Source organism: Actinoalloteichus hoggarensis, from assembly GCF_002234535.1.
Taxonomy (GTDB): Bacteria; Actinomycetota; Actinomycetes; order Mycobacteriales; family Pseudonocardiaceae; genus Actinoalloteichus_A; species Actinoalloteichus_A hoggarensis.
On the sequence record NZ_CP022521.1, the window covers coordinates 5,766,753 to 5,788,995 of the forward strand.

General features: G+C 70.7%; 13 protein-coding genes. 2 read left to right on the top strand and 11 right to left on the bottom strand.

All coding sequences use genetic code 11. The annotated features are described in order from the left end of the window. Positions 1–7 precede the first annotated feature (7 nt). Complete coding sequence (locus tag AHOG_RS24565; protein ID WP_093943437.1) at positions 8–973, top strand: Rv3235 family protein; 966 nt, start codon at positions 8–10, stop codon at positions 971–973. 1,133 nt (positions 974–2,106) lie between these two features. Here the strand turns inward: AHOG_RS24565 and secA are convergent. The 9 genes from secA to ahcY all read right to left on the bottom strand — a co-directional run bounded on the left by secA (position 2,107) and on the right by ahcY (position 16,019). Beyond that, on the bottom strand, positions 2,107–5,052 hold the full coding sequence (gene secA, locus AHOG_RS24570) for a preprotein translocase subunit SecA (RefSeq protein ID WP_093943438.1): 2,946 nt from the start codon (positions 5,050–5,052) through the stop codon (positions 2,107–2,109). A gap of 797 nt (positions 5,053–5,849) precedes the next feature. Then, a complete protein-coding gene (hpf, locus tag AHOG_RS24575) occupies positions 5,850–6,506 on the bottom strand; it encodes a ribosome hibernation-promoting factor, HPF/YfiA family (protein ID WP_093943439.1) in 657 nt (218 codons plus the stop codon). Between the two features lie 540 nt (positions 6,507–7,046). Then, positions 7,047–7,796 (bottom strand): ComF family protein, encoded by a 750-nt coding sequence (locus tag AHOG_RS24580; protein WP_184451083.1) that lies wholly within the window; start codon positions 7,794–7,796, stop codon positions 7,047–7,049. Positions 7,797–8,326: 530 nt separating this feature from the next. Then, a complete protein-coding gene (locus tag AHOG_RS24585; RefSeq protein ID WP_093943440.1) occupies positions 8,327–10,087 on the bottom strand; it encodes an LpqB family beta-propeller domain-containing protein in 1,761 nt (586 codons plus the stop codon). Then, positions 10,084–12,108 (bottom strand): MtrAB system histidine kinase MtrB, encoded by a 2,025-nt coding sequence (mtrB, locus tag AHOG_RS24590; RefSeq protein ID WP_376700095.1) that lies wholly within the window; start codon positions 12,106–12,108, stop codon positions 10,084–10,086. The genes AHOG_RS24585 and mtrB overlap by 4 nt, the downstream gene beginning before the upstream one ends. Positions 12,109–12,334: 226 nt before the next feature. Beyond that, positions 12,335–13,012, bottom strand: coding sequence for an MtrAB system response regulator MtrA (gene mtrA, locus AHOG_RS24595; RefSeq protein ID WP_093943442.1), 678 nt, complete (start codon positions 13,010–13,012; stop codon positions 12,335–12,337). Positions 13,013–13,289: 277 nt separating this feature from the next. After that, a complete protein-coding gene (locus tag AHOG_RS24600) occupies positions 13,290–13,766 on the bottom strand; it encodes a hypothetical protein (RefSeq protein ID WP_093943443.1) in 477 nt (158 codons plus the stop codon). Further along, positions 13,750–14,391 (bottom strand): dTMP kinase, encoded by a 642-nt coding sequence (locus AHOG_RS24605; protein WP_093944775.1) that lies wholly within the window; start codon positions 14,389–14,391, stop codon positions 13,750–13,752. Before AHOG_RS24605 ends, AHOG_RS24600 begins: the two co-directional genes overlap by 17 nt. Before the next feature lie 164 nt (positions 14,392–14,555). Further along, a complete protein-coding gene (ahcY, locus tag AHOG_RS24610; RefSeq protein ID WP_093944776.1) occupies positions 14,556–16,019 on the bottom strand; it encodes an adenosylhomocysteinase in 1,464 nt (487 codons plus the stop codon). A 173-nt stretch (positions 16,020–16,192) separates the two neighbouring features. Here ahcY and AHOG_RS24615 point away from each other — a divergent pair, with 173 nt between their 5' ends. Further along, positions 16,193–19,009: a hypothetical protein gene (locus tag AHOG_RS24615; RefSeq protein WP_184451081.1), complete on the top strand. Its 2,817-nt coding sequence runs from the start codon at positions 16,193–16,195 to the stop codon at positions 19,007–19,009. A gap of 294 nt (positions 19,010–19,303) precedes the next feature. Here AHOG_RS24615 and AHOG_RS24620 read toward each other — a convergent pair whose 3' ends face one another. Beyond that, a complete protein-coding gene (locus AHOG_RS24620) occupies positions 19,304–20,821 on the bottom strand; it encodes an amino acid permease (protein ID WP_093943444.1) in 1,518 nt (505 codons plus the stop codon). 162 nt (positions 20,822–20,983) lie between these two features. Beyond that, on the bottom strand, positions 20,984–22,228 hold the full coding sequence (gene manA, locus AHOG_RS24625) for a mannose-6-phosphate isomerase, class I (protein WP_093943445.1): 1,245 nt from the start codon (positions 22,226–22,228) through the stop codon (positions 20,984–20,986). Positions 22,229–22,243 lie beyond the last annotated feature (15 nt).

A 22,243-nucleotide genomic window follows, 5' to 3' on the forward strand; every position in this document is an offset into this window, starting at 1 on the left:
AGTCGCGATGAGCGCGTTGCTGTCCCCCACGTCCGTCGGCACGGGTCCCGACACCGCCGCCGCACCACCCGAGGCGGGAGCGCTGGACCAGCCGGTGTTCGCCGGGCTCACGGTGAGCAGGCTGCTCGACGGCGCCCGGGCCGCCCGCCCGCCCGGCGCGTCGGGCGTGGGATCTGCCGTAGGCGTGGGATCTGCCGCGGAGGCGGAAGGCCTGGACACGACACGTCCGGGAACAGCGAGCCTGCGGGCGGTGTCGGTCCCGATCGTCGCGGACCACGCGGTCCCGACGTCCGCCGCCGCGAGTTCCGCCGTCGCGCGCCCTGCGGCTTCCGGAGATCCGCGACCGCCCCGTGGCGGCCCTCATCCGTGGCGTGCGGCGACGGTACGTCGATCGTCGCAGCGGCCGGGGCCTCGGCCGCGCCGCGCGATGCCGAGCATGGCAGGCCCCGTCAACTCTGTTCAGGTCCAGACGACGACCGCGCCGATCTGGGCCCGATTCGCCGCACCGGTCTCGGCGCCGTCGGGGCCCATCCCCATCGTGCGCAGGCTCGCCTCGGTCCGGACGAGCGACGTGCGACGTGACCTGCCGAGCAGTGGCGCACAGGCCCCTGTCGCGATTCCGGAGCCGCCCAGCCGGGCGCCCGCCGCGCATCGCATCGCCCGCCAGTCGCTGCATGCCCTCGTGGAGATCCTGGACGGCAGGCGGTCTCGATTGCAGCTCGGGCGACTTCTCGTCCCAGATCTGCACTATCTGATCGCGCCGCGCGCCAGACACGGCCCCAGCACTCATCCGCCGAGCAGGCTGCTTCGGGTGCACGCGCAGCAGATCAGCGAGACGGTGATCGAGTCGACCGCGCCGGTGTGGGGCCGCGATCGCGCCTTCGCCGTGGCCCTGCGCCTGGAACTGCGGGGAACGAGGTGGCTCGGCACGGCACTCCAGGTCCTGCGCCCGCGAGGTCCGACCGTGCGGTGACCGAGGGAGAGACCACGCGCCGCCCCGTGGTGAGCCGAGCCGGGCGGGCGCGGCGGGGCCTGCCGGGTCGTTGCCGGGTCGTTGCCGAGGCGGGCGTCGACGGCGAGGCGAGACGGGACGAGACGCTGAAGCCGTGCCGCCGGGTGATGTCGGCCTCGCCGGATGGCGTCGCCTCGCCGTGCCGTCCTGCCGCGCTGGCAGGACGGCAGGACGGCAGGAGACGAAGACATGAAGACGGGATTCCCGAGGACGGGAGGACAGGAGGACGGTCTAGGGCGAGAAGCGGCGCTGCCGTCAGCACCGCGCGTATCGCCGCGTAGTCGGCGGACGGAGGACGACGGAGGCAGGTGTGCGCGCCCTGTCTCCCGTCAGCATGGGCATTCCACCACCGACCACGGTGTGGGAGAGAGACCACCGTGACACGTGGGCGGGCAAGGGGCGAGCAGTCGAGAGCGGGGCGGGGGCGGATAACGCGAGAGCAGCGAGAATGCGGACGACGAAGCCGATCGTCGTCCCCGGACGCTCTGACGTGTCCGCGAATCGATGTACCCGGCTCGACACCTGTGTCTCCGTCGGAGGCCGCAGCCGGCCGACAGCCCATCTCGCAGCAGAGTCGCTCCTGGCCGGCCCACCCCGAGAACAGAGCCTCGGACCACGGCGCCGGCTCGGCGACCACCTCAGCCGGTGACCACGGCAGCCGCGACCACCACAGCGTGCCCCACGGCAGCCGGCCACCAGGACGATCAGACGACCACGGCAGCCGGCACCCACGGCGTTCGACGCCAAGTCGTGGTCTGCTCCGGCACCCGAGACAGCTCCGACACCCCAGACAGCCGCGGCACCCGGAGAACCGCGGCACCCGGAGAACCGCGGCACGCGGACACCAGCCGGCTCGACACGGCAGGCACGCGACGACCGGCCACCGCCACGGCGGGCGCCCGACGGTCGGGCCGATCCGGTTCGCCGGGCTCCAGGCTGGGACGCCGCCATCGTCGGCCGCACCCCCGAAGGCGGGGCAGGCGCACCACGCCTGCCCCACCTCGACGGGCTGTCCTGAGAAACCGCGCCTCGACGGCAGCCGAGGTCTCGAACGTCGGAGAAGCTCCGGTCCTCCGGCGTCGGCCCTCGGTGTCTCAGTTCCGCTTGTCGCGCTTGGCCTGAGCGCGTTCCGCCGCGCGCCGGTCCTTGCGGCTGGCGTTGCTCGCTCGGCCGCCGCCCGTCCCCGACTGGCCGCTGCGCCGTGTCTCGACGCCGCCGCCCTCCTCCGGACCGGTGTAGGTCAGTCGCTGCTGGCCGGGGCCGCCGAGTCCCTTGCCACGCAGCGCGGGCGGCACGGCCTCCTCCGGACGCGGCGCCCGTGGCTGCTGGGCGGGCGGCGCGGGGCGGCGGCCGTTGCCGCCGCGCTGACCGTTCGCCGCCCGCTGCCCGTTCGCTGACCGCTGGCCGTTGGCGTTGCCACCCGCTCGGCCGTTGCCGCTCGATCCGGCCGGCGCGGGGGCTGCCGCCGGATCGCCGTCGGACCCGCCGACGGTGACGGCGACGGGCGGCCCCGAGGGCGCGGCCGCGGGCTTGGCACTCTCGGCGGGTTCGACCTGGATGTTGAAGAGGAACCCGACGGACTCCTCCTTCAGCGCCTCCAGCATCGCCGAGAACATGTCGAAGCCCTCGCGCTGATACTCGATCGCCGGGTCGCGCTGGGCCATCGCCCGCAGACCGATGCCCTCCTTGAGATAGTCCATCTCGTAGAGGTGCTCACGCCACTTGCGGTCGAGGACGGAGAGCAGCACGCGCCGTTCGAGCTGGCGCATCCCGTCCTCCTGGCCGACCTTCTCGTTGATCTCGGCCTCGCGGATCCGGTATGCCTCGCGAGCGTCGGCGAGCACGGCCCGGAGCAGTTCGTCCTTGGTTAGCCCGCGCTCCGAGTCCTCCACGAGCTTCTTGTGATCCAGGCTGATCGGGTAGAGCGTCTTGAGGGCGGTCCAAAGCTGTTCGAGATCCCAGTCCTCGACGTCGCCCTCGCCCGCGGCACCCTCCACGTACGCGGTGATCACGTCGGTCATCATGTGCTCGATCTGCTCTTGGAGGTCCTCGCCCTCCATCACGCGGTGGCGCTCCGCGTAGATGACCTGACGCTGCTTGTTCATCACCTCGTCGTACTTGAGGACGTTCTTGCGGATCTCGAAGTTCTGCTGCTCGACCTGCGTCTGTGCCGACAGGATGGCCCTCGTGACCATCTTGTGCTCGATCGGCACGTTCTCCGGCACCCGCAGCCGGTTCATGACCGCCTCGACCATCGCGGCGTTGAAGCGGCGCATCAGCTCGTCGCCCAACGACAGGTAGAACCGGGACTCGCCCGGGTCGCCCTGCCTGCCCGCGCGACCACGCAGCTGGTTGTCGATCCGGCGCGATTCGTGACGTTCGGTGCCCAGCACGTAGAGCCCGCCCGCGGCACGGACCTCGGCCGCCTCGGCCTCGACGGCGGCCTTCGTCTCGGCCAGCACCTCGTCCCAGGCCGCCTCGTACTCCTCGGGCGTCTCCACCGGGTCGAGCCCTCGGGCCCGGATCTCCGCGTCCGCGATGATGTCGGGGTTTCCGCCGAGCACGATGTCGGTCCCGCGACCGGCCATGTTCGTGGCCACGGTGACGGCACCCTTGAGTCCGGCGCGGGCGATGATCAGCGCCTCCCGCTCGTGGTGCTTGGCGTTGAGCACCTCGTGGGGGACCGACATCTTGGTGAGCAGCTTCGACAGGTATTCGGAGCGCTCGACGCTGGTGGTGCCGACCAGCACCGGCTGCCCCTTGCGGTGCCGCTCCTCGATGTCCTCGGCGAGCGCCTCGAACTTGGCCTGCTCGGTCTTGTAGACGAGGTCCGGCTGGTCCTTACGGATGGCGGGCCGGTTGGTGGGGATGCTGACGACGCCGAGCTTGTAGATCTGCTGAAGCTCGGTGGCCTCGGTCTGGGCCGTACCGGTCATCCCGGCGAGCTTGTCGTACAGCCGGAAGTAGTTCTGCAGCGTGATGGTGGCCAGCGTCTGGTTCTCGGCCTTGATCGGCACCCGCTCCTTGGCCTCGATGGCCTGGTGCATGCCTTCGTTGTAGCGCCGACCGGCCAGGACGCGGCCGGTGAACTCGTCGACGATGACGACCTCGTCACCTCGGACGATGTAGTCCTTGTCCTTCTTGAAGAGCTCCTTGGCCTTCAAGGCGTTGTTCAGGTAGCCGACGAGCGGGGTGTTGGCGGCCTCGTAGAGGTTGTCGATGCCGAGCTGGTCCTCGATCAGCTCGACGCCCTTCTCCGAGACGCCGACGGTGCGCTTGCGCTCGTCCACCTCGTAGTGCTCGTCGCGCTTGAGCAGTGGCGCGAGCCTGGCGAACTCCTGGTACCAGCGCGAAGACTGGTCGGTCGGCCCCGAGATGATCAGCGGAGTCCTGGCCTCGTCGATGAGGATGGAGTCGACCTCGTCGACGACGGCGAAGTGGTGCCCGCGCTGGACGCAGTCCTTGATGCTCCACGCCATGTTGTCGCGGAGGTAGTCGAAGCCGAACTCGTTGTTCGTGCCATAGGTGATGTCGGCGGCGTAGGCCTCGCGACGCTGGTCCGGCGTCATCTGCGGTGCGATGACGCCGACCTTGAGGCCGAGGAAGCGGTGCACGCGACCCATCCACTCGGAGTCACGTCTGGCCAGGTAGTCGTTGGTCGTGACGACGTGGACGCCCTCGCCGGGAATGGCGTTGAGGTAGATCGCGAGCACCGAGGTCAGGGTCTTGCCCTCACCGGTGCGCATCTCGGACACCTGGCCGAGGTGCAGTGCCGCGCCGCCCATGACCTGGGTGTCGAAGGGCCGCTGACCGAGCGTGCGCTTGGCGGCCTCCCTGGCGACCGCGAATGCGTCGGGGAGCAGTTCGTCCAGCGACTCGCCGTCGGCGTTGCGTTGACGGAACTCGTCGGTCTTCGCACGAAGCTCGGCGTCGCTGAGATCGACGAAGTCGTCTTCCAGGGAGTTGACGTGCGCCGCGATCATCCGCAGGCGTTTGAGCGTCTTGCCCTCGCCGGCGCGGAGCAGTCGAGACAGGACCATGCGGTCGACCTCACTAGCTGATCGTCATGCGCCCGGTCAGGACGCTTTGCCGCCATCGTAGGCATGGACAGGGTGTCGACGGCATCCACGCAGGTGGCGGCCTCACCGCCTGCCGATGGACACCTGGTTCAAGGATGCCCGATCAACCCCGGTGCCTCGCAAGGTGGTCGGCGTTCGAGATCCGAGGTCTGGGCCGCCGGGCGACCACGTCAAGCCGCTCGACGACCGTCCGCGACGGTCGAGGTCGGGGCTCGCGTCGGTCGGACGGGCGTTCATGTCCGCCATCACCGCAGGTGAGCATCCGATGCCGCGGGGTGAGAGCCCGCGACGGCGATCTCGCCGGGAAGGCCGGCCGTCTGCGGCGGGCGGGGCTGGCGGGCCGCACGCGAGCGGACGGGCAGGCGGTGCAGGCCGGGCCCGGGCCTCGCCGGGTGCCGGGCGGTTCCGCGCCGCCGGTCGCGCCAGGGCAGACCCGCTCGTGCGGGCAGGAGTGCCCGTCTGCCGCACGGTCCACCTGCCGCGGCGACACCGCCCCGCGAGACGGCGAGACGGCGCCGCATCGTGACAGCGCTCCGCCCCGCCGCGAAGACCGCGACGGGGCGGAGGTTCTGGCGAGAACACGCTGTCGTGGCGTCGCCGCGGCGACGGATCACCGCCTCCCGACGTCGCGTCGACGGAGACGATCGCGCGGCGCGGAGGGTGTTCACGATGCCGATCGGTTCAGCGGACCCGACTGCCCGACCGGTCCGGGTCCGCGACGACTGCTCCCGGCGAGCTTCGCCCGCGCGGCGGCCTGCTCACACGAGTTGAATGACGCCGTAGTCGAAGCCGTGCCTGCGGTAGACCACGCTCGGCCTGCCGCTCTCGGCGTCGGCGAAGAGGTAGAAGTCATGGCCGACCAGCTCCATCTCGTACAGAGCCTGGTCGACGGTCATCGGCGTCGACGGGTGCTGCTTCTCCCGGACGATCTGCCCCGGTTCGTGGCTGTCGGCGAGGTGCTGCCAACGCTGGTCCTCTGCCGTCTCCACCTCGGTCGCCTTCAACACGGCTGTGCTCCCTCGCTCGCCGTTCACCTGGCCGCTGGTCGCGTCCGGCAGCAGGTCGGGGATGGCGGTGGCCTCCGCCACCGACGTGGGGTTGCGTCGTCCGTAGTGGACTCTGCGGCGATCGTGTGCTCGACGGAGTCTGCTCTCCAGCTTCGTGACGGCGCCGTCCAGAGCGGCGTAGAAGTCGGCGGCGGTCGCCTCCGCGCGAATCACGGGGCCCTTGCCCTTGCCGGTGATCTCCACCCGCTGGCAGTTCTTCGTCTGCCTCGGGTTGGGTTCGTGGAAGAGTTCCACGTCGAAGCTGATGACCTTGCGGTCGTAACGTTCGAGGCGGTCCAGCTTCTCCGCCACATGTGTCCGATAGTGCTCGGGCACCTCGACGTTGCGGCCCTTGACGACGATGTCCATGTGCGACCTCCTCGCAGTCGTGCGAGTGAACCTTCACGGGCTTTCGAGGGATCGGCTGTCACTCGACTGGGAGCGTGTGCCCATCACTCGACGGCTGTGCCTATCCCCTCCCTCGTCGCTGTTCAATCGGGTCGTTCCCGCTGCAAGTCTGTCGATAGCGGAGGACGTTAGCCGCCCTGTGACGTGGATGACAGTCCCGACTTGGGGGACGACCGATGAACACGGAACGTGATCTGACCGGCCGACAAGCGCTTTCCGGACCCACCTCACGAACCCGAACGATGTTCATAACACCCGTTTGGGTGATACCCAACGCGCCGCACCCCGGAGTCTCCCCCTGGGTCCGCGGAGCCGCGTTCGGCCATGTCATACCCCCATAACGAGCCGAACGGCCGACGAGTTCCCCGAAACGGCCGCATCGGCGCCCCCCGTTCGAGGGAAGATCCACCGGAGCGGACGGCGTCCACGCGACGGCCCGCGCCCGTCACCCTTTCGAGGCCTGACCCTCCGAGCCCGACAGGCTCGAAATAGTGATACAGATCACAGGTTCTCGAAGGCGGGCCGGCTGGTCACGGATCGTCGATCTCCGACGCGCCCGCCCGACGCCGCCGCGCCGAGACCCCGGGCCGAGGTCAACGCGAGGACGGCACGGACTTCCACTCCCGCCACATCGAGCGCGCCGATCGACGCGGCCGCGGTCGCCCCCGAGGTCACGACGTCGTCGACGAGGATCACGGACGTGCCGCGAGGCGGCAGACCCGCGCGGCGCACCCGCACCCGGTCGGCGAGGTTCGCGGCACGGCCCGCATCGTCCAGGCCGACCGACTCCACGACCCCGGCCGCCAGCGTGAGGCAGGGCGCCAGCGCGCAGGTGCCGCCGCGTTCCGCGACGGCCTTGGCCGTGAACCGCAGCAGCCGTTCGACGTGATTGCCTCCGCGCCGTCGGGCGACGGCCGGGCGGGAGGGCGCAGGCACCAGCCACCACCCGGCCGCCCCGCCGCCGGACAGGGACGGCAGCGCGGCGGCGACCAGCTCTCCCAACGGTCTGGCAAGCGAGCGGACACCACGTTCCTTGAAGGCCACCACCGCCTCGCGAGCGGCCCCGCGATAGCCGGCCAGCGCGTGGCAGGGCACGCCCGCCTTCCGCTCGAGGCCCGGCACCACGGCGGGCAGGCCGAACTCGGACCGACACTCCGGACACAAGGACGAGCCCTCCGCCGGGCAGCCGACACAGCACGCGGGCAGCATCAGATCCCCGACGTCACGCAGGGCATTCATCAGGACACGCATGGTGCACATGGTGCCCGGTCGGTCCCGCGTGCCGCTCGGATCGCACCTGATCGGCTCGTTCGGTCCCGTTCGGTCCGCTCCGCCGGCACCCCACCCACTTCGGCGCCCCACGCCGCACGGCTCCGACATCCCCATCGCCCGATGCCGAGGGGCGACCACCGGCGACGGCGGTCCGCCGCCCGGAGACCCGATCTCCTTCGTGAGCGCCCGCGACATCGGTCGACCACGCGAGCCGCGCCGCCGCCCACTACAGCCCGCCCGAACCACCGCGGCATGGAGCCGGATCGCCGCGCCGGGCTCGACGGGAGGGTCGCACCGGACGCGCGGGCAGGCCGAGGTCCTCGTGTCCCCGCCGCGGCCGTCGTCAGGCCACGTAGGCCGAACCGCCGCACTCGGACCGAGAGCAGCCCTGCGTCATGCTCACGACCGTGCGCGAACGAGCAGGCCGCCTGACCGCGGCCGCGTCGCCGTGCTCAAGACCTCGCCGGCCGGCGCTCCGCGTCGAACGCCGCCGCGGCGCGCCTCGGCCGTCATCCCGGATAGGAGGGCGTCACGCTGGAGCCGCTGACCCGGAGCAGCTGCTTCCAGTACCCGTTCACGTCGGCCGAGGTCCACAACCCGTTCTGATCCGCGACGATGACGTCCTGCCCTGGGAAGGCCGTCACCTCGGTGACCGGCGGGCTCAGGTTCGTCGGCTGGTAGGTGCGGCCGTCCAGACCGTCCTCCTGGAGACGCACCACCGGCGCGTCCGGGTTGTCGGTGGCCACCACGAGCAGATCTCCGTCGAGCGAGTCCACGGACGGGCTGTTCCAGCTCACCGCCGTGGCCTGCGGGCTGCGCGGCAGTGGAAGCTCACGCAGGTTGCCGATCCTCGGGTTGCCCCCGTCACTCACGATCGCGCCCACCAGGAGCCTCCCGTTCGCGATGGCCACGACCCGCATGCCGTCCGGTGCGAAGCGCAGGGCCGTGACCTCGCCGTACTCGTGCAGCTCGCGCGCGGACACCTCGGTGGCCTGCCAGCCGCCTTCGCCGGTGGCCACGACCTGGAGAACGGTCCGCCCGTCGGCGACGGTCCACAACTCGCTGGCACCGGCCCGCCAGGTGGGTCTGGTGAGGGTCGTCGCCTCGACGGGGACGGGGCTGAGCTCCTCGCCGTACTCCCCGACCCAGAGGTCTCGCCCGCCCACGGCATCGTCGCCGACCACCGCGAGCCGCGAGCCGGTGATCGACTGGCTGGCGCTGCGAGCGTGATAGGTGCCGTCGCCTGCCGGGCCCGGCACCGCCTCGCCGTCGACGGTGAGCTTCTGCACCTGGCCGTCCCGCACGACCAGGCTCGACAGGTCCGGGTTCGGCGCGACGGCCCGACGGAGGTCGTCGAAGTCCTCACGATGCCATTCGGTCTGATCCGGGAGGATGTCGACGCCCTCCACCAGCACCCGCACCGGGGTGGGCCGCAACGACTGCAGCGAGAAGACCAGACCCGCGACCATCTCGCGTCGGCCGTCCTGGGTGAGTTCGCCGAGGTTGGTGAGGTCGATCTCGATGACGCCGTCCTCGTTCTCGGCCACCGCGTGTCTGGTGTCCACGCCCGCGGACAGCACCGGATGCACCGCGCCCTGAAGCGCGGGCGACGGCCCCTTCTTGAGCAGTTCGACGATCTGTCCCGGCTGGCTGCTGTTCGTCGCGGGCGGCAGGTAGCGCCGCTCCGGCACCAGGCCCTTCCGGTCATGCGCGAAGAAGTACAGCTGTACCGGCTGATAGTGATCGCGGAAGTCGTCGATCGGCATGATCACGCCCGGCGGCGCCTCGGTGATCCGCCAGCCGTCGTCCGTCCAGCGCATCGGCAGCCGGAACTCGACCTCCTGCGACCGGGGCTCGTAGGCGTTGTACTCGTTGAGCACCCCGACCTCCCAGCCGGACACCTCGACGACCGCGGTGTCCTGCGAGTCTGGGGAGACCACCTGGTCCGGCGCGTCGATCGCGTTGTAGTTGCCGCCGAGGAAGTGGATGCTGACGCCGCTGTTCCACGCCTCGGCCGCCTCCTCGGTGAGGTGCAGGCGCGCGGCGCGGTGATCGTCGTCCGGGTCGACGCTCTCGGCGAGGAAGCTCCTGGCCAGTTCGGTGGCGCTGAGGCTGCTCGCCGGCGGCTCCGGTTCGCTGGCCCGGCCGCCCTCGACCACCTGATCGAGCTTGATCGGCGTCGACGAGTCCGGGATGGCCGCGCATCCGGAGGTCATCGCCAGTCCGAGCAGGATCGCGATGCAGGCCCTGCCGGTGCGTGCCCGGTTCATGATCTCGAATCCCCCTCGCCCGCCGCCGGGTCAGGATCGCGCGCCTGCCTCGGTTCGAGGGCCTGCTCGCCGCGTGCCTGGTGCTCCCCGTTCCGGTCCGTGCGCTGCTTCGGTCGTTCGTCGTACCGTCGATTCTCGTTCGGCTCCGCGCCGCGGTCCAGTTCCCCCGGCTCCTCCCCACTGTGGAAGGCCGTCGGCTGGTCATCGCCTCGCGCCCGGTCCCGGCCGCCCACGGGCCGAGCAGGCTCCTCGGCGGGTTCTTCATCGGCCGCCTGCCAGCGCAGGGCGTTCGCGACGGAGTCCGGCTGCGGAGGCGCGGGCTGCGGGGCCGGCTCACCGGGGACGTCGCCGACGACGGAGGTAGCACCAGAGTTCACGAGAGAGCTCGCGACGGAGACGGGCGGCAACGGCAGCGGACTGCCGTTGACCTCTTCACCCAGCCTCCGAGGCAGCGTCAACCGGAAGCAGGCCCCGACGCCGACCTCGCCCCAGGCGTCCAGCATGCCGCCGTGGAGTCGGGCGTCCTCCAGGCTGATGGCCAGTCCGAGGCCGGTGCCTCCGGTACGGCGGTTCCGCGACGGATCGGCCCGCCAGAATCGGTTGAACACCAGCTCTTCCTCGCCGGGCCGCAGCCCGATGCCCTGATCGAGGACGGTGATGGCCGCCGCGTTGCGGTCGGCGGCCAGCGTGACGACCACGGGATTGCCGTCGCAGTGGTCGACGGCGTTGGCGAGCAGGTTGCGCAGCACCCGCTCGATGCGCCGTGAGTCGATCTCGACGAGCACCGGCCGCACCGGGAGGTCGAGTTCGATGGTGACGTCCGCGTTGGCGGCCAGGCCGTGCACCGCCTCCATCGCCCGGTGCACCGAGGAGCGCAGGTCGACGGTCTCGGAGCTCAGGTCCACCACGCCCGCGTCGTGCCTGCTGATCTCGAGGAGGTCGCCGAGCAGCGACTCGAATCGGTCCAGTTCGTTGACCAGCAGCTCCGTCGAACGTGCCAGCCCGGCGGGGAACTGGTCTCTGGAGGCGTGCAGGACGTCGGCGGCCATCCGCACCGTGGTCAGCGGGGTCCGCAGCTCATGCGAGACGTCCGAGGTGAAGCGGCGTTGCAGGGTGCCGAACTCCTCGAGCCGCTGGATCTGGTCCTGGAGGCTGGCGGCCATCTCGTTGAACGACTCGGCGAGCCTGGCGACCTCGTCCTCGCCGACCACTCGCATCCGGTCGTCGAGGTCGCCCTCGGCGAAACGTTCCGCGACGGCGGCGGCCTGTCGGACCGGGCGGACCACCTGTCTGGTCACCAGGCTCGTCACCCCGGCCAGCAGCAGCACGATGGCCAGGCCGCCGAGGACGAGGGTGCTCTGAACGACCCCGATCGTCTGTTCCTCGTTGGTCAGGGGATAGAGCTGGTAGAGCTGCACGTAGCGGTTGGTGGTCTGCACCGGGATGCCGATCACGAGCATCCGCACGGCCTCGTGTTCGCGGACGGCGGTGGTGATCTGATAGCTGAGGGCGCCGTCCTCCACCTGGGTGCGCAGTTCTTGGGGGACGTCTTCATGGCGTCCGACGGCGAGCTGGCTCTCCTCCCAGCGGGCGGGTCCGTGCCCGTCGACCAGCACCGGTTCGAACACGCCCGCCGCCGGCCGTGTCGAGTCGTCGGAGCTGTCGGTGCTGCTGAGGTCGGTGAGGGTGCTGCTGAGCGATGCCTGGAAGTCGTCGCGGTTGGGGTTGACGTTGACCAGCAGCCGCTCGACGGTGTCCCGGCTCGTGTAGGCGTGGGAGGTGACGGCGGTCAGCTTGCTGTCCAGCAGTCGGTTGGTGATCTCGGCCTGCAGCACCATGCCGAGGATGAACACGACGGCGGAGGACAGCGCCAGGGTGCTGATGACGACCCGCAGCTGCAGCGAGCGTCGCCACAACGCGGTGAACGCCGCGAGCCGCCGCCGGACGAGGCGGCGAGCCCGCAGGAAACCGCGCACCACGGCCCGGCCCGCCGCAGTGCCTCGCGCAGTACCGACTCCCACCGCAAGCCCGCCTCTGCTCCGCCGTCTCTGGACCTGTGCCACCGCAGGCTTTACCAGAGTCTCCGGCGCAGGCGGCAGCCCGTAATCAACCCGTGCCATCCGTCTGCAGCCACGCAGGCCTGAATCTCACTCGATGGAGTGAAAAATCACGCCCGTCGTCGTTGGGCGACGGGGAGCGTGTCATCCTCCCCGCCGGGGCCCTGCGGCCCGGTCTCGACGGCTCACCTCACGGCGGGCCCGCCTTGTATCCGACGCTGCGGACGGTGAGCACCACCTCGGGGTGCTCGGGGTCGCGCTCGACCTTCGACCGCAAACGCTGCACGTGCACGTTCACCAGGCGCGTGTCCGCCGCGTGCCGATAACCCCACACCTGTTCCAGCAGCACCTCCCTGGTGAACACCTGGCGAGGCTTGCGGGCCAGCGCGACGAGAAGATCGAACTCCAGCGGAGTGAGCTGGATGGGCCTGCCCTCTCGAGTCACCTCGTGACCGGGGACGTCGATCGTCAGGTCCCCGATGCCCAGCGTCTCGGCGGGCTCCGCCTCGGTACGACGGAGGCGGGCACGAATCCTCGCCACCAGCTCCTTCGGCTTGAACGGCTTGACGACGTAGTCGTCCGCTCCGGACTCGAGCCCCAGCACCACGTCGACCGTGTCGGTCTTCGCGGTGAGCATCACGATCGGCACCCCCGACTCTGATCGGATCGCCTTGCAGACGTCGATGCCGTTCATCCCGGGCAGCATCAGGTCCAGCAGAACGAGATCAGGCTTCAATTCGCGCATGGCGGGCATCGCTCGTGCCCCGTCCCCCACGACCGCCGTCTCGAAGCCCTCACCCCGTAGGACGATGGTGAGCATCTCCGCCAACGCCGGGTCGTCGTCCACCACCAATACACGCGACTTCATGCCCCATATCGTCGCACTGGGTCCTGACCTGGTCCGCATCACCCGCTGCTGAGCGGCCTCCGCGATTCCGACCCGTTGTCCCCCGACCCACTGGTCTCTGTCCACTCACGCACCTCGCACTCACTGGAGGTGACATTGGTCACCCTATCGGCGTAGCTCTGGACTACACCGCAGATGCGCCCGAAAACGTTACCGACTCACACGTCTCGACTTGATCTCCCTTCGAGTCGGGACCGGTGTGCCCTCGGCCGGGCCGGGGTCGGCCGGCCCGGCGGACTCAGGCCGCCGACCAGGGCAGCAGTCGTCTGACCCGCAGTTCCGGCTCGCTGCGACGGAGGAGGAATCTCGGCAGCAGCTCACGCGAGATGACGGGCCGTGTGCCCTCCAGCTCCGCGGAACCGCCCGGCCACCGGACGGCGTTCGACCGCACCCCGGAACGCTCCACGGCCTCGTCCAGCTCCACCGTTCCCAGCACGACCGCCGTCACCAGACCGACCAGCCGGACACGATCGTCCTCCAGTCGCAGGTCGAACTCCACCGGCTGCTCGATGTCGAGGAACACGAGCACGATCGAACCGAGCACCCACATGCCCAGGCTCGTCGCCTCCTCGTTCGGCGGCTCGATGTCGATCATGGTGTGCACGCCGTGCTCCTCGTGTGCCCACGAGGGCAGCGGGAACCCGGTCTGCTCGGCGGCCTCGGCGAGCAGAGCCCGCACCACGTCGACCGGAGCATCCTCAGCCGAGTACGACATCCACCAACCCGTTCACGTCCACCGATGAGGCTCCGTCGACGGCCACCCAGGGCGACAGCCACGAGACCCCGGCGAGCTCCGCATAGCGCGCCGCACAACGAGCCTGCAACCCGTCGTCGGTCTCGAAGAGGTCCCGCGCGCGGTCGGCCTCGGACTCGGCACGCCGCACGGCACGAGCCGCCGCCGTCGCGGGCGGCACCGAAAGCAGGAGTTGAAGATCCGGCCTCGGCAGACCGAAGCGGTCCACCTCCAGATCGTGCAGCCAGGTGACGAACTCTCCGTCGATCGGCTCGTGCAGCCGGGCCGCGCCGTAGGCGGCGTTGGAGGCGATGTAGCGATCGATCAGGACGACGTCGTGCTCACGCAGGGCCTTACGCACCCCTTCGGCGCCGTCACGGCGATCCAGGGCGTAGAGGACGGCCATGCCGTAGACCGAGTCGCCCAGCGGGCCCAGCCTGCCGTGCAGCCCCTCCCGCACCAGATCGGCGTGCACGTCCTGCCCATAGCGGGGAAAGGCCCCGGATCCGACCGACGCACCCCGGGCGGCGAGCCCGGCGCGCAGTCGGTCGGTCAGGGTCCGTTTTCCGGCTCCGTCGATGCCCTCGATCACGATCAAGCGACTCACGGCGGCCACCGTAGCCGGCCGGCCCGACGGCCGACCGACGGCCCTGCCCGCGCGGTCCCGTGTCGTGACGCGGTAGAAGGGGGTCCGTCACGGGCCGGTCCGGCACGCCAACGCCGACCTCGGGCCGGTCCCGACCCGAGGTGACGAGGGCGCCGGAGCGCTGATCAGTAGCGGTAGTGGTCGGGCTTGAACGGCCCCTCGACGTCGACGTCGATGTACTCGGCCTGCTCCTTGGTGAGCCGGGTCAGTTCGCCCCCGAGCGCGTTCAGGTGAATCAACGCGACCTTCTCGTCGAGCTTCTTCGGCAGTCGGAAGACCTCGCGGTCGTACTCCTCGTGCTTGGTGAACAGCTCGACCTGTGCGATCACCTGGTTGGAGAAGGAGTTCGACATGACGAACGACGGGTGACCCGTCGCGTTGCCCAGGTTCAGCAGCCTGCCTTCGGAGAGCACGATGATGGAGTGCCCGTCGGGGAAGACCCACTCGTCCACCTGCGGCTTGATCTCGATGCGGTGGATGCCGGGGAACCTGGCCAGGCCGGCCATGTCGAGTTCGTTGTCGAAGTGACCGATGTTGCCGAGAATGGCCTGGTGCTTCATCCGGGCCATGTCGTCGACCGTGACGACGTCCTTGTTGCCCGTGGTCGTGATGATGATGTCGGCCTTGTCGACGATGTTCGCCAGGGTGCTCACCTGGTAACCGTCCATCGCCGCCTGCAGCGCGCAGATCGGGTCGATCTCGGTGACGACCACCCGCGCGCCCTGACCGCGCAGCGACTCCGCGGCGCCCTTGCCGACGTCGCCGTAGCCGCAGACCACGGCGACCTTGCCGCCGATGAGGACGTCGGTGCCCCGGTTGATTCCGTCGATCAGCGAGTGTCGGATGCCGTAGCGGTTGTCGAACTTGGACTTGGTGACCGCATCATTGACGTTGATCGCCGGGAAGAGCAGCTCACCCTGGGCCGCGAGCTGGTAGAGCCGCAGCACGCCGGTGGTCGTCTCCTCGGTGACGCCGAGGATCGCCTCGCCCGTCTTGGTCCACTTGGAGGCGTCCACGGCCAGCGAGGCGCGCAGCAGGTCGAGGAAGACACGGAACTCGTCGCTGTCGGAGTCGTCCGCCGACGGGACGACACCGGCCTTCTCATACTGGGTTCCCTTGTGCACCAGCATGGTGGCGTCGCCGCCGTCGTCGAGGATCATGTTGGCCGTGGCACCGTCCGGCCAGGTGAGCATCTGCTCGGTGCACCACCAGTACTCCTCCAGCGACTCGCCCTTCCAGGCGAAGACCGGCACGCCCGCGGGCTCCTCGGGAGTGCCGTGCGGGCCGACCACCGTGGCGGCGGCGGCATGGTCCTGGGTGGAGAAGATGTTGCAGGAGGCCCAGCGGACCTCGGCACCCAGCGCCACCAGCGTCTCGATCAGCACCGCGGTCTGCACGGTCATGTGCAGCGAGCCCGAGATTCGGGCCCCTCTCAGCGGATACACCTCGGCGTACTCACGCCGCAGGGCCATCAGACCAGGCATCTCGTGCTCGGCGAGACGGATCTCCCGGCGACCGAATTCGGCCAGCGACAGGTCCGCCACCGCGAAGTCGATACCGGCCCGCGTCTGCAACCTCTCGGCACTCATCTTCACGACTCCTCAACCCGACTCGATCGACTTCCGAACAGTACCGCCCGCCACGCCGATGACCCCATGTGCTCGCGAAGGACCACGAGATCGCAGAGGATTGCCGACGAACACGACCAGAAGAACCGATAATCGACGTCCTTGGTCAAGACGTGGCAGGAGGGCGAGCAGCCGTGGCGATTCCCGGTCCTGACACCCGCGTCGTGGAGCTGCGTGTGCACGGCATCCTCGGCACCACTCCGGAACGCCTCACCGACTCGGTGGCCGCCGTGGAGGTGGCGGGCGACGGCCTCGGCCGAGTGGTCCGGCCTGCCGATCGGCTGCGCAGACCCGCGCCCGGCCCCGTCCTCCAGACGACGGCACGGCCGGTGCCCCGCATCGTCGAGGGCTATCTGTGGGGTCGGATGACCTCGGGTGGGCTCGCGAAGGCGGCCTGGGCGATGCTCTTCCCCTTCGCCATGGCCAATGTGGCGCACTGGATGCTGCCGCCCGCACGTCGAGACAGTCGGTTCGGCCATCTGCTCGGTCATGCGCTGCGCGCGCTGCTGCGGGTGGCGTCGCTGCTGCTCACCGCCCTGCTGGTCGCCCAGGTGACCGTCGTGAGCCTGGATCTGGTCGCGGCGCAGTGTCTCCAGCCGGGCGGGCCCTGCCTCGCGGGTGTCGCGCCGGACTGGCTGCGCGGCGAGTGGGCGAGGCTCGCCGTGGGACTCGTGCCGCCCGCGCTGCTCATCCTGCTGCTGCATCAGGTGGCGAAGGTCGACTGGGAGGTCAACAAGGCGGAGGCGGGCGCCTCGACCAATCCGGCCTCGAAGCTGTCGGGCATGCGGCAGGACGTGCCGCCGCCGCCCGCGCAGAGCGCGGTGCTGCCCGGCGACGCGGTGGAGGCCGACCCGGACACCCCCGCACTGCGCGCCCTGCACACCACGGGTGCGCTGGCCACGGCGGCGGTGATGGCGACGGGCGGCCCGGCGGGGCCGCTGACCGCCACCGCCGCCCAGGTCTGGGTCTCGGCCGTCGTGCTGTTCCTGGTGAGCCTGGTCGGGGTGCTGCTGCTCGACGATCCGGCCCATCCCCCGGCCGCGGCGTCCCGAGGACTACGCCTGTTGTTGGGTGCCGTGCCGCGCAAGCTGATCGTCACGTCGGGCGTCGCGGTACTCGCCGCCTCGGTCGTGGTGATGCGTCCGCTGCCCTCGCCGTCGTCGACGCCCGCGCGGTTCTCCGGAGACACCATCGGACTGCTGGTCCTCGGCTTCGCATGCTGCGCACTGCTCTTCGCGGTGCTCCTGGCCCCGGCCGCCTGGTCGGCTCGCCGCGAGTGGGCGAACAGGCCGAGGAGTCTGCGGCCGTGGGCGGGCGGCTGGATGGCCGCGCCCGTGCTGGCGATGTCCGGTCTCCTCGGGGCGGGCTTCGGCGCAGGGATCGCCCTCACCGTCGTGACGCTGCTCGGCACCGAGCACGTGACTCCGCCGCCCGCGTACGAGACGGTGACGGTGCTGTGGGGCGCGACGGCCGTGCTGAGTCTGCTCGCGCTGGCGGTGATCGTCCCGGTGATCCTGACTCGACGCTGGCTCGCCGAACATCAGGATCGGCTGGCTCCCGCCGAGGCGACCCTGTTGCATGCCGGACGCCCCGACGACCGTCGGACGGCCGCCCGCGCCTGGTGGTGGGCGAATCTGGAGCGGGAGCATCTGCATCACGCGCTCCTCGCCTTCGCGTTGCTGCTGACCCTGGGCGCCGGAGTGGCGTCGATCCAGTACGTCACCGACGCGGACGTGCCCGAATGGCTGGAGCCGCTCGCGACGGTGGGCGTGCTCGCCCTCGCGGTGTTCGCGCTGGCCCTGGTTCGGACCGTGTACCTGGCCAAGAGCAGGCCGAACACCGCCCGACTGCTGGGCGTCCTCGCGGACCTCACCTGCTTCTGGCCGCGGGAGGCGCATCCCACGGTGCCGCCGTGCTACGCGCTGAAGGTCGTCCCCGAGCTGGTGCACCGGGCCACGGAGCATCTGCGTGACCCGGCGGCACGGGTGGTGCTGGTCGGCCACAGTCAGGGCAGTCTGCTGGCGGCGGTCGCCGCGGGCAGGCTGCTGCGGACGCTGCCGGACTCCGACCGAGCCAGGCTGGGCCTGGTGACCGTGGGCTCCCAGCTCCAGTGGGCCTATCCGAGGGCGTTCCCCGCCGTCGTGCCGCACGAGTCGCTGACGGAGCTCTCCGGCTCGTTGTCCGGCCGCTGGCGCGCGCTGTGCCGCGGCACCGACGCCCTGGGCGGCGGCGTGACCACCTGGAATCGACAGGTGTACGAGGGCACGCTCATCGGTGTGGGCTTCCGCGCCGACGGCACCGAGGGGCCGCTGCCGTCGGCCACCAGAAGCCCGAGCGGGGCGCTGGTGCTGGGCGGCGACCACTGGCTGCCCGACCCGGCGCGCGGGCCGTTCACCGGAAAGCGGTGGGGGCCGGGGGTACTGGGCCACAACGACTTCAACTCCGATCCGGAGTGGGATCGGGCCGTGGCGATCGCCGCCGGACTGGAGCTGCCCCCACGCGGCCAGGCAGGTGAGTACTCCCACCTGCTGGCGGGCGTCCGCGGCCATGTGACCGAGCCCGACGACCTCGACGACGCCCTCGACGGCGCGGACGACGGCGAGCCCGAGGTGCCGACGATCGTGGTCACCCGGGTCGACGCGGTGCGGCCCGCGACGGCGGAGCAGTCGATGACGGCGCTGCCCTCGGGCGACGGCGTGAGTCCGGCGACGACGGAGCCGGGACGGGAGTCGGACGGGCCGCGGACCGGTTCCCCGGGAGGCCCGACCCAGACAGGCCCCGCCCAGGGAGGCCCGACGCAGGCGAAGGGCCGGGCGGGCCGCAAGAAGTCGAGACGCGACAACGTGGTGGTCGTCGACGAGAACGGCGATCCGGTCGCCCCCGACGCCCCGAGGGGCAAGAGCACACCCTGGGAACGCGGCGGCGATCTGCCGGGCCGACGAAAGAGCTGAGAACCGGCCGATCTCGCCCCGGGCGGCCCGTGCGCGGGCCGCCGGGACCGTCCTGAGCCGCCCTGGGCCGACCGGGCATCCGAGACGGGCTTCACCGCCCTGGGTCGACCGGACCGCCCACACGACCGGACCCACCCACACGACCGGACCCACCCGCACGACCGGTCGCCCGGGCCGACCGAGACCACCACAGACCGGGCAGGGCCGCCGAGTCGGCACGAGTCGCGAGCTCCGAGCCGACATCCGCCTGCCGCCCGACTCGGGCCCCGGCCCGCACCGAGAACCGCGAGCGACTCAGCCGTCCCCGGGCTCGCCCGCACGTCGTGCCTCCGCCCGCTGCCGGATGCCCAGCAGGGAGTGTCGTCTGCCGTAGACGAAGTAGATCAGCACGCCGAGGCCCATCCACACCAGGAATCGAACCCAGGTCAACGCGGTGAGGTTCAGCATGAGCCAGACGCAGGCCAGGATCGCCAGGATCGGTACCAGCGGCACCAGCGGCGCGCGGAAGCCGCGTTTCAGATCCGGCCTGGTCCGGCGCAGCACGATGACCCCAGCCGAGACGAGGATGAAGGCGAACAGCGTCCCGACGTTGACCATCTCCTCCAGCGTGCCCGCCGGGAAGAATCCCGCGACGACGGCCACCACCCCGCCGACCAGCAGCGTGGAGCGGACCGGCGTGCCGCGGGAACCGGTCGGTGAGAGCACCTTGGGCACCAGCCCGTCCCTGGACATCGCGAACAGCACGCGCACCTGGCCGATCATCATGACCATCACCACGGTCGTCAGACCGGCGAGGGCGCCGACCGAGATCACCGCCGCCGCCCAGTCCACGCCGTGCGCGGCGAAGGCCGTCGCCAGGGTCGCGTCGTCGCCGCCGGGCGGCGTCGCCAGCTCCGTGTAGGGCTGCATCCCGGTGAGGACCAGCGCGACCAGCACGTACAGCACCGTCACGACGGCGAGCGAGCCGAGGATGCCCCGGGGGACGTCCCGCTGCGGATTGCGCGTCTCCTCGGCCGTCGTGGCGACCACGTCGAATCCGATGAACGCGAAGAACACGATCGAGGCACCGGCCAGCAGACCGAACACCCCGTAGGTGCTGGTCTCCATGCCGAAGAACAACGACAGCAGCGACTGGTCCAGTCCGCTGGCCCCCGTCGAGCCGTCGGCGGGCGGCGGGATGAACGGCGTGTAGTTCTCGGCACGCACATAGGCGGCGCCGACCACGATCACCAACAGGACGACGGCGACCTTGACCGCCGTGATCACCTGGCTGACCCGTGAGGACAGCTTGGTGCCCAGCACGAGCACGGTGGTCAGCCCGGCGACGAGCAGCACCGCACCCCAGTCGAAGACCACACCGCCCGACGAGACCTGTGTCGGCACGTCGAGCCCCACCAGCAGGAGGATCTCGCGCAGGTAGTCCGACCAGCCCTTGCTGACCACGGCGGCGGCCAGGGCGAACTCCAGGATGAGGTCCCACCCGATGATCCAGGCGAGGAACTCGCCGAAGGTGGCATAGGAGAAGGTGTACGCCGATCCCGCCACCGGGAGCGTGGAGGCGAACTCGGCGTAGCAGAGCGCGGCGAGTCCGCAGGTCACGGCGGCCAGCACGAAGGACAACGACACCGAGGGGCCTGCGATGTTGCCCGCCGTGCGCGCGGCGAGCGTGAAGATGCCCGCGCCCACGACGACCGCCACGCCGAAGACCATCAGATCCCAGGCCGTCAGATCCTTCCGAAGTCTGCTGCCCGGCTCGTCGGTGTCCGCGATCGACTGCTCGACCGATTTGACCCGTTTCAGGCCGCGTGCCATCTGCTCGACCTCCCTGCTGTCCGTCCCGGCGTCCGAACCACGAGACGGTATCTCCCGATGGTGGGAAATTGACGAACAGTGAGCAGTCTGGCAGTCATCGGCGCCGAAGGCCCAGTCACCGCCGGTGTGTCGGGCCGCGCGACGACCCGGCGGGGCCGCCGATCAGATCGGGGCGGTGGCGTGGAAGAGCTGGGCGCGTCCCTCGTCGTCGTGCTCCACCGGGACGACCTCCACCGCGGGATCGACCGCGGCGAGCCAGACCGCCTGGCCCCGGGAGATCGTCAACATGCCGCCGTCCTCGGCGAGCAGCCGGACCCGACCCGCCGTACAGAGCAGCACCTGGGGGCCGACGGGCTCCAGCCGCACCGTCGCGTCCGCGTCCAGGCCGTCCGCAGCCGACCAGTCCAACCTGGACAGCTCGAACTCGGATGCCTCGGTCGGATACACGGTGACGCGGTCCCGACGACGCTCACCGGTCAGGACGGGCATGTCGCCGCCCCGGAAGTCCAGCACCCGCATCAGCTCGGGGACGTCGACGTGCTTGGGCGTCAGGCCGCCGCGCAGGACGTTGTCGGAGTTCGCCATGATCTCGACCCCGGTTCCCCGCAGGTAGCTGTGCAGGTTCCCCGCGGGCAGGTACAACGCCTCGCCAGGCTCCAGCACGACCCGGTTGAGCAGGAGCGCGGCCAGCACGCCCGCGTCACCGGGGTACGCCTCGCCCAGTTCCAGCACGGTTCGGCACTCGCGGTCGAAGGTGCCGTGCTCCCGGACGTGCCGGACGCAGCCGTCGAGGACCGGCGGCAGCAGCGCGTCGACCGCCCCCTGCGGCAGGGTGATCAACGTGGTGAACAACGCGCGCAGGCCCTCGGGGCCGGGGACGGCGGCGAGCAGGTCGACATAGTGGGCCAGTTGCGGAACGTCCAGCGCCGCCAGCAGTTCGACGGTGCGGTCGGCGTCCCGGAAACCCGCCAACGCGTGGAACTCGGTCAGCGCGCAGATCAGCTCGGGCTTGTGATTGCGATCCCGGTAGTTGCGTTCGGAGGCGTCCAGCGGCACCCCGGCGGCCTCTTCCCTGGCGAAGCCCTCGGCGGCCTGCTCGGCGGAGGGGTGTGCCTGCAGGCTCAGCGGCTCGTCGGCGGCGAGCACCTTCATCAGAAAGGGCAGGCGGCCGCCCCACCGCTGCGCGCAGGCCTGGCCGAGCTGACTGTGCGGATCGGCGTGCAGCACTTCGACGAGCGCGGCCTCGGAGCCGTCGGCACGGACGAGGGTCGAGGAGTCGGAGGGGTGTGCGCCGAGCCAGAGTTCGGCCTCCGGATGCGGCGCGGGCACCGGCTGGCCCAGGAGAGTGGAGATGGCGGTCCGAGACCCCCAGGCGTAGGGACGCACGGGGTTGCGCAGCAGGTCCACTTCGGTCTCTCGTTC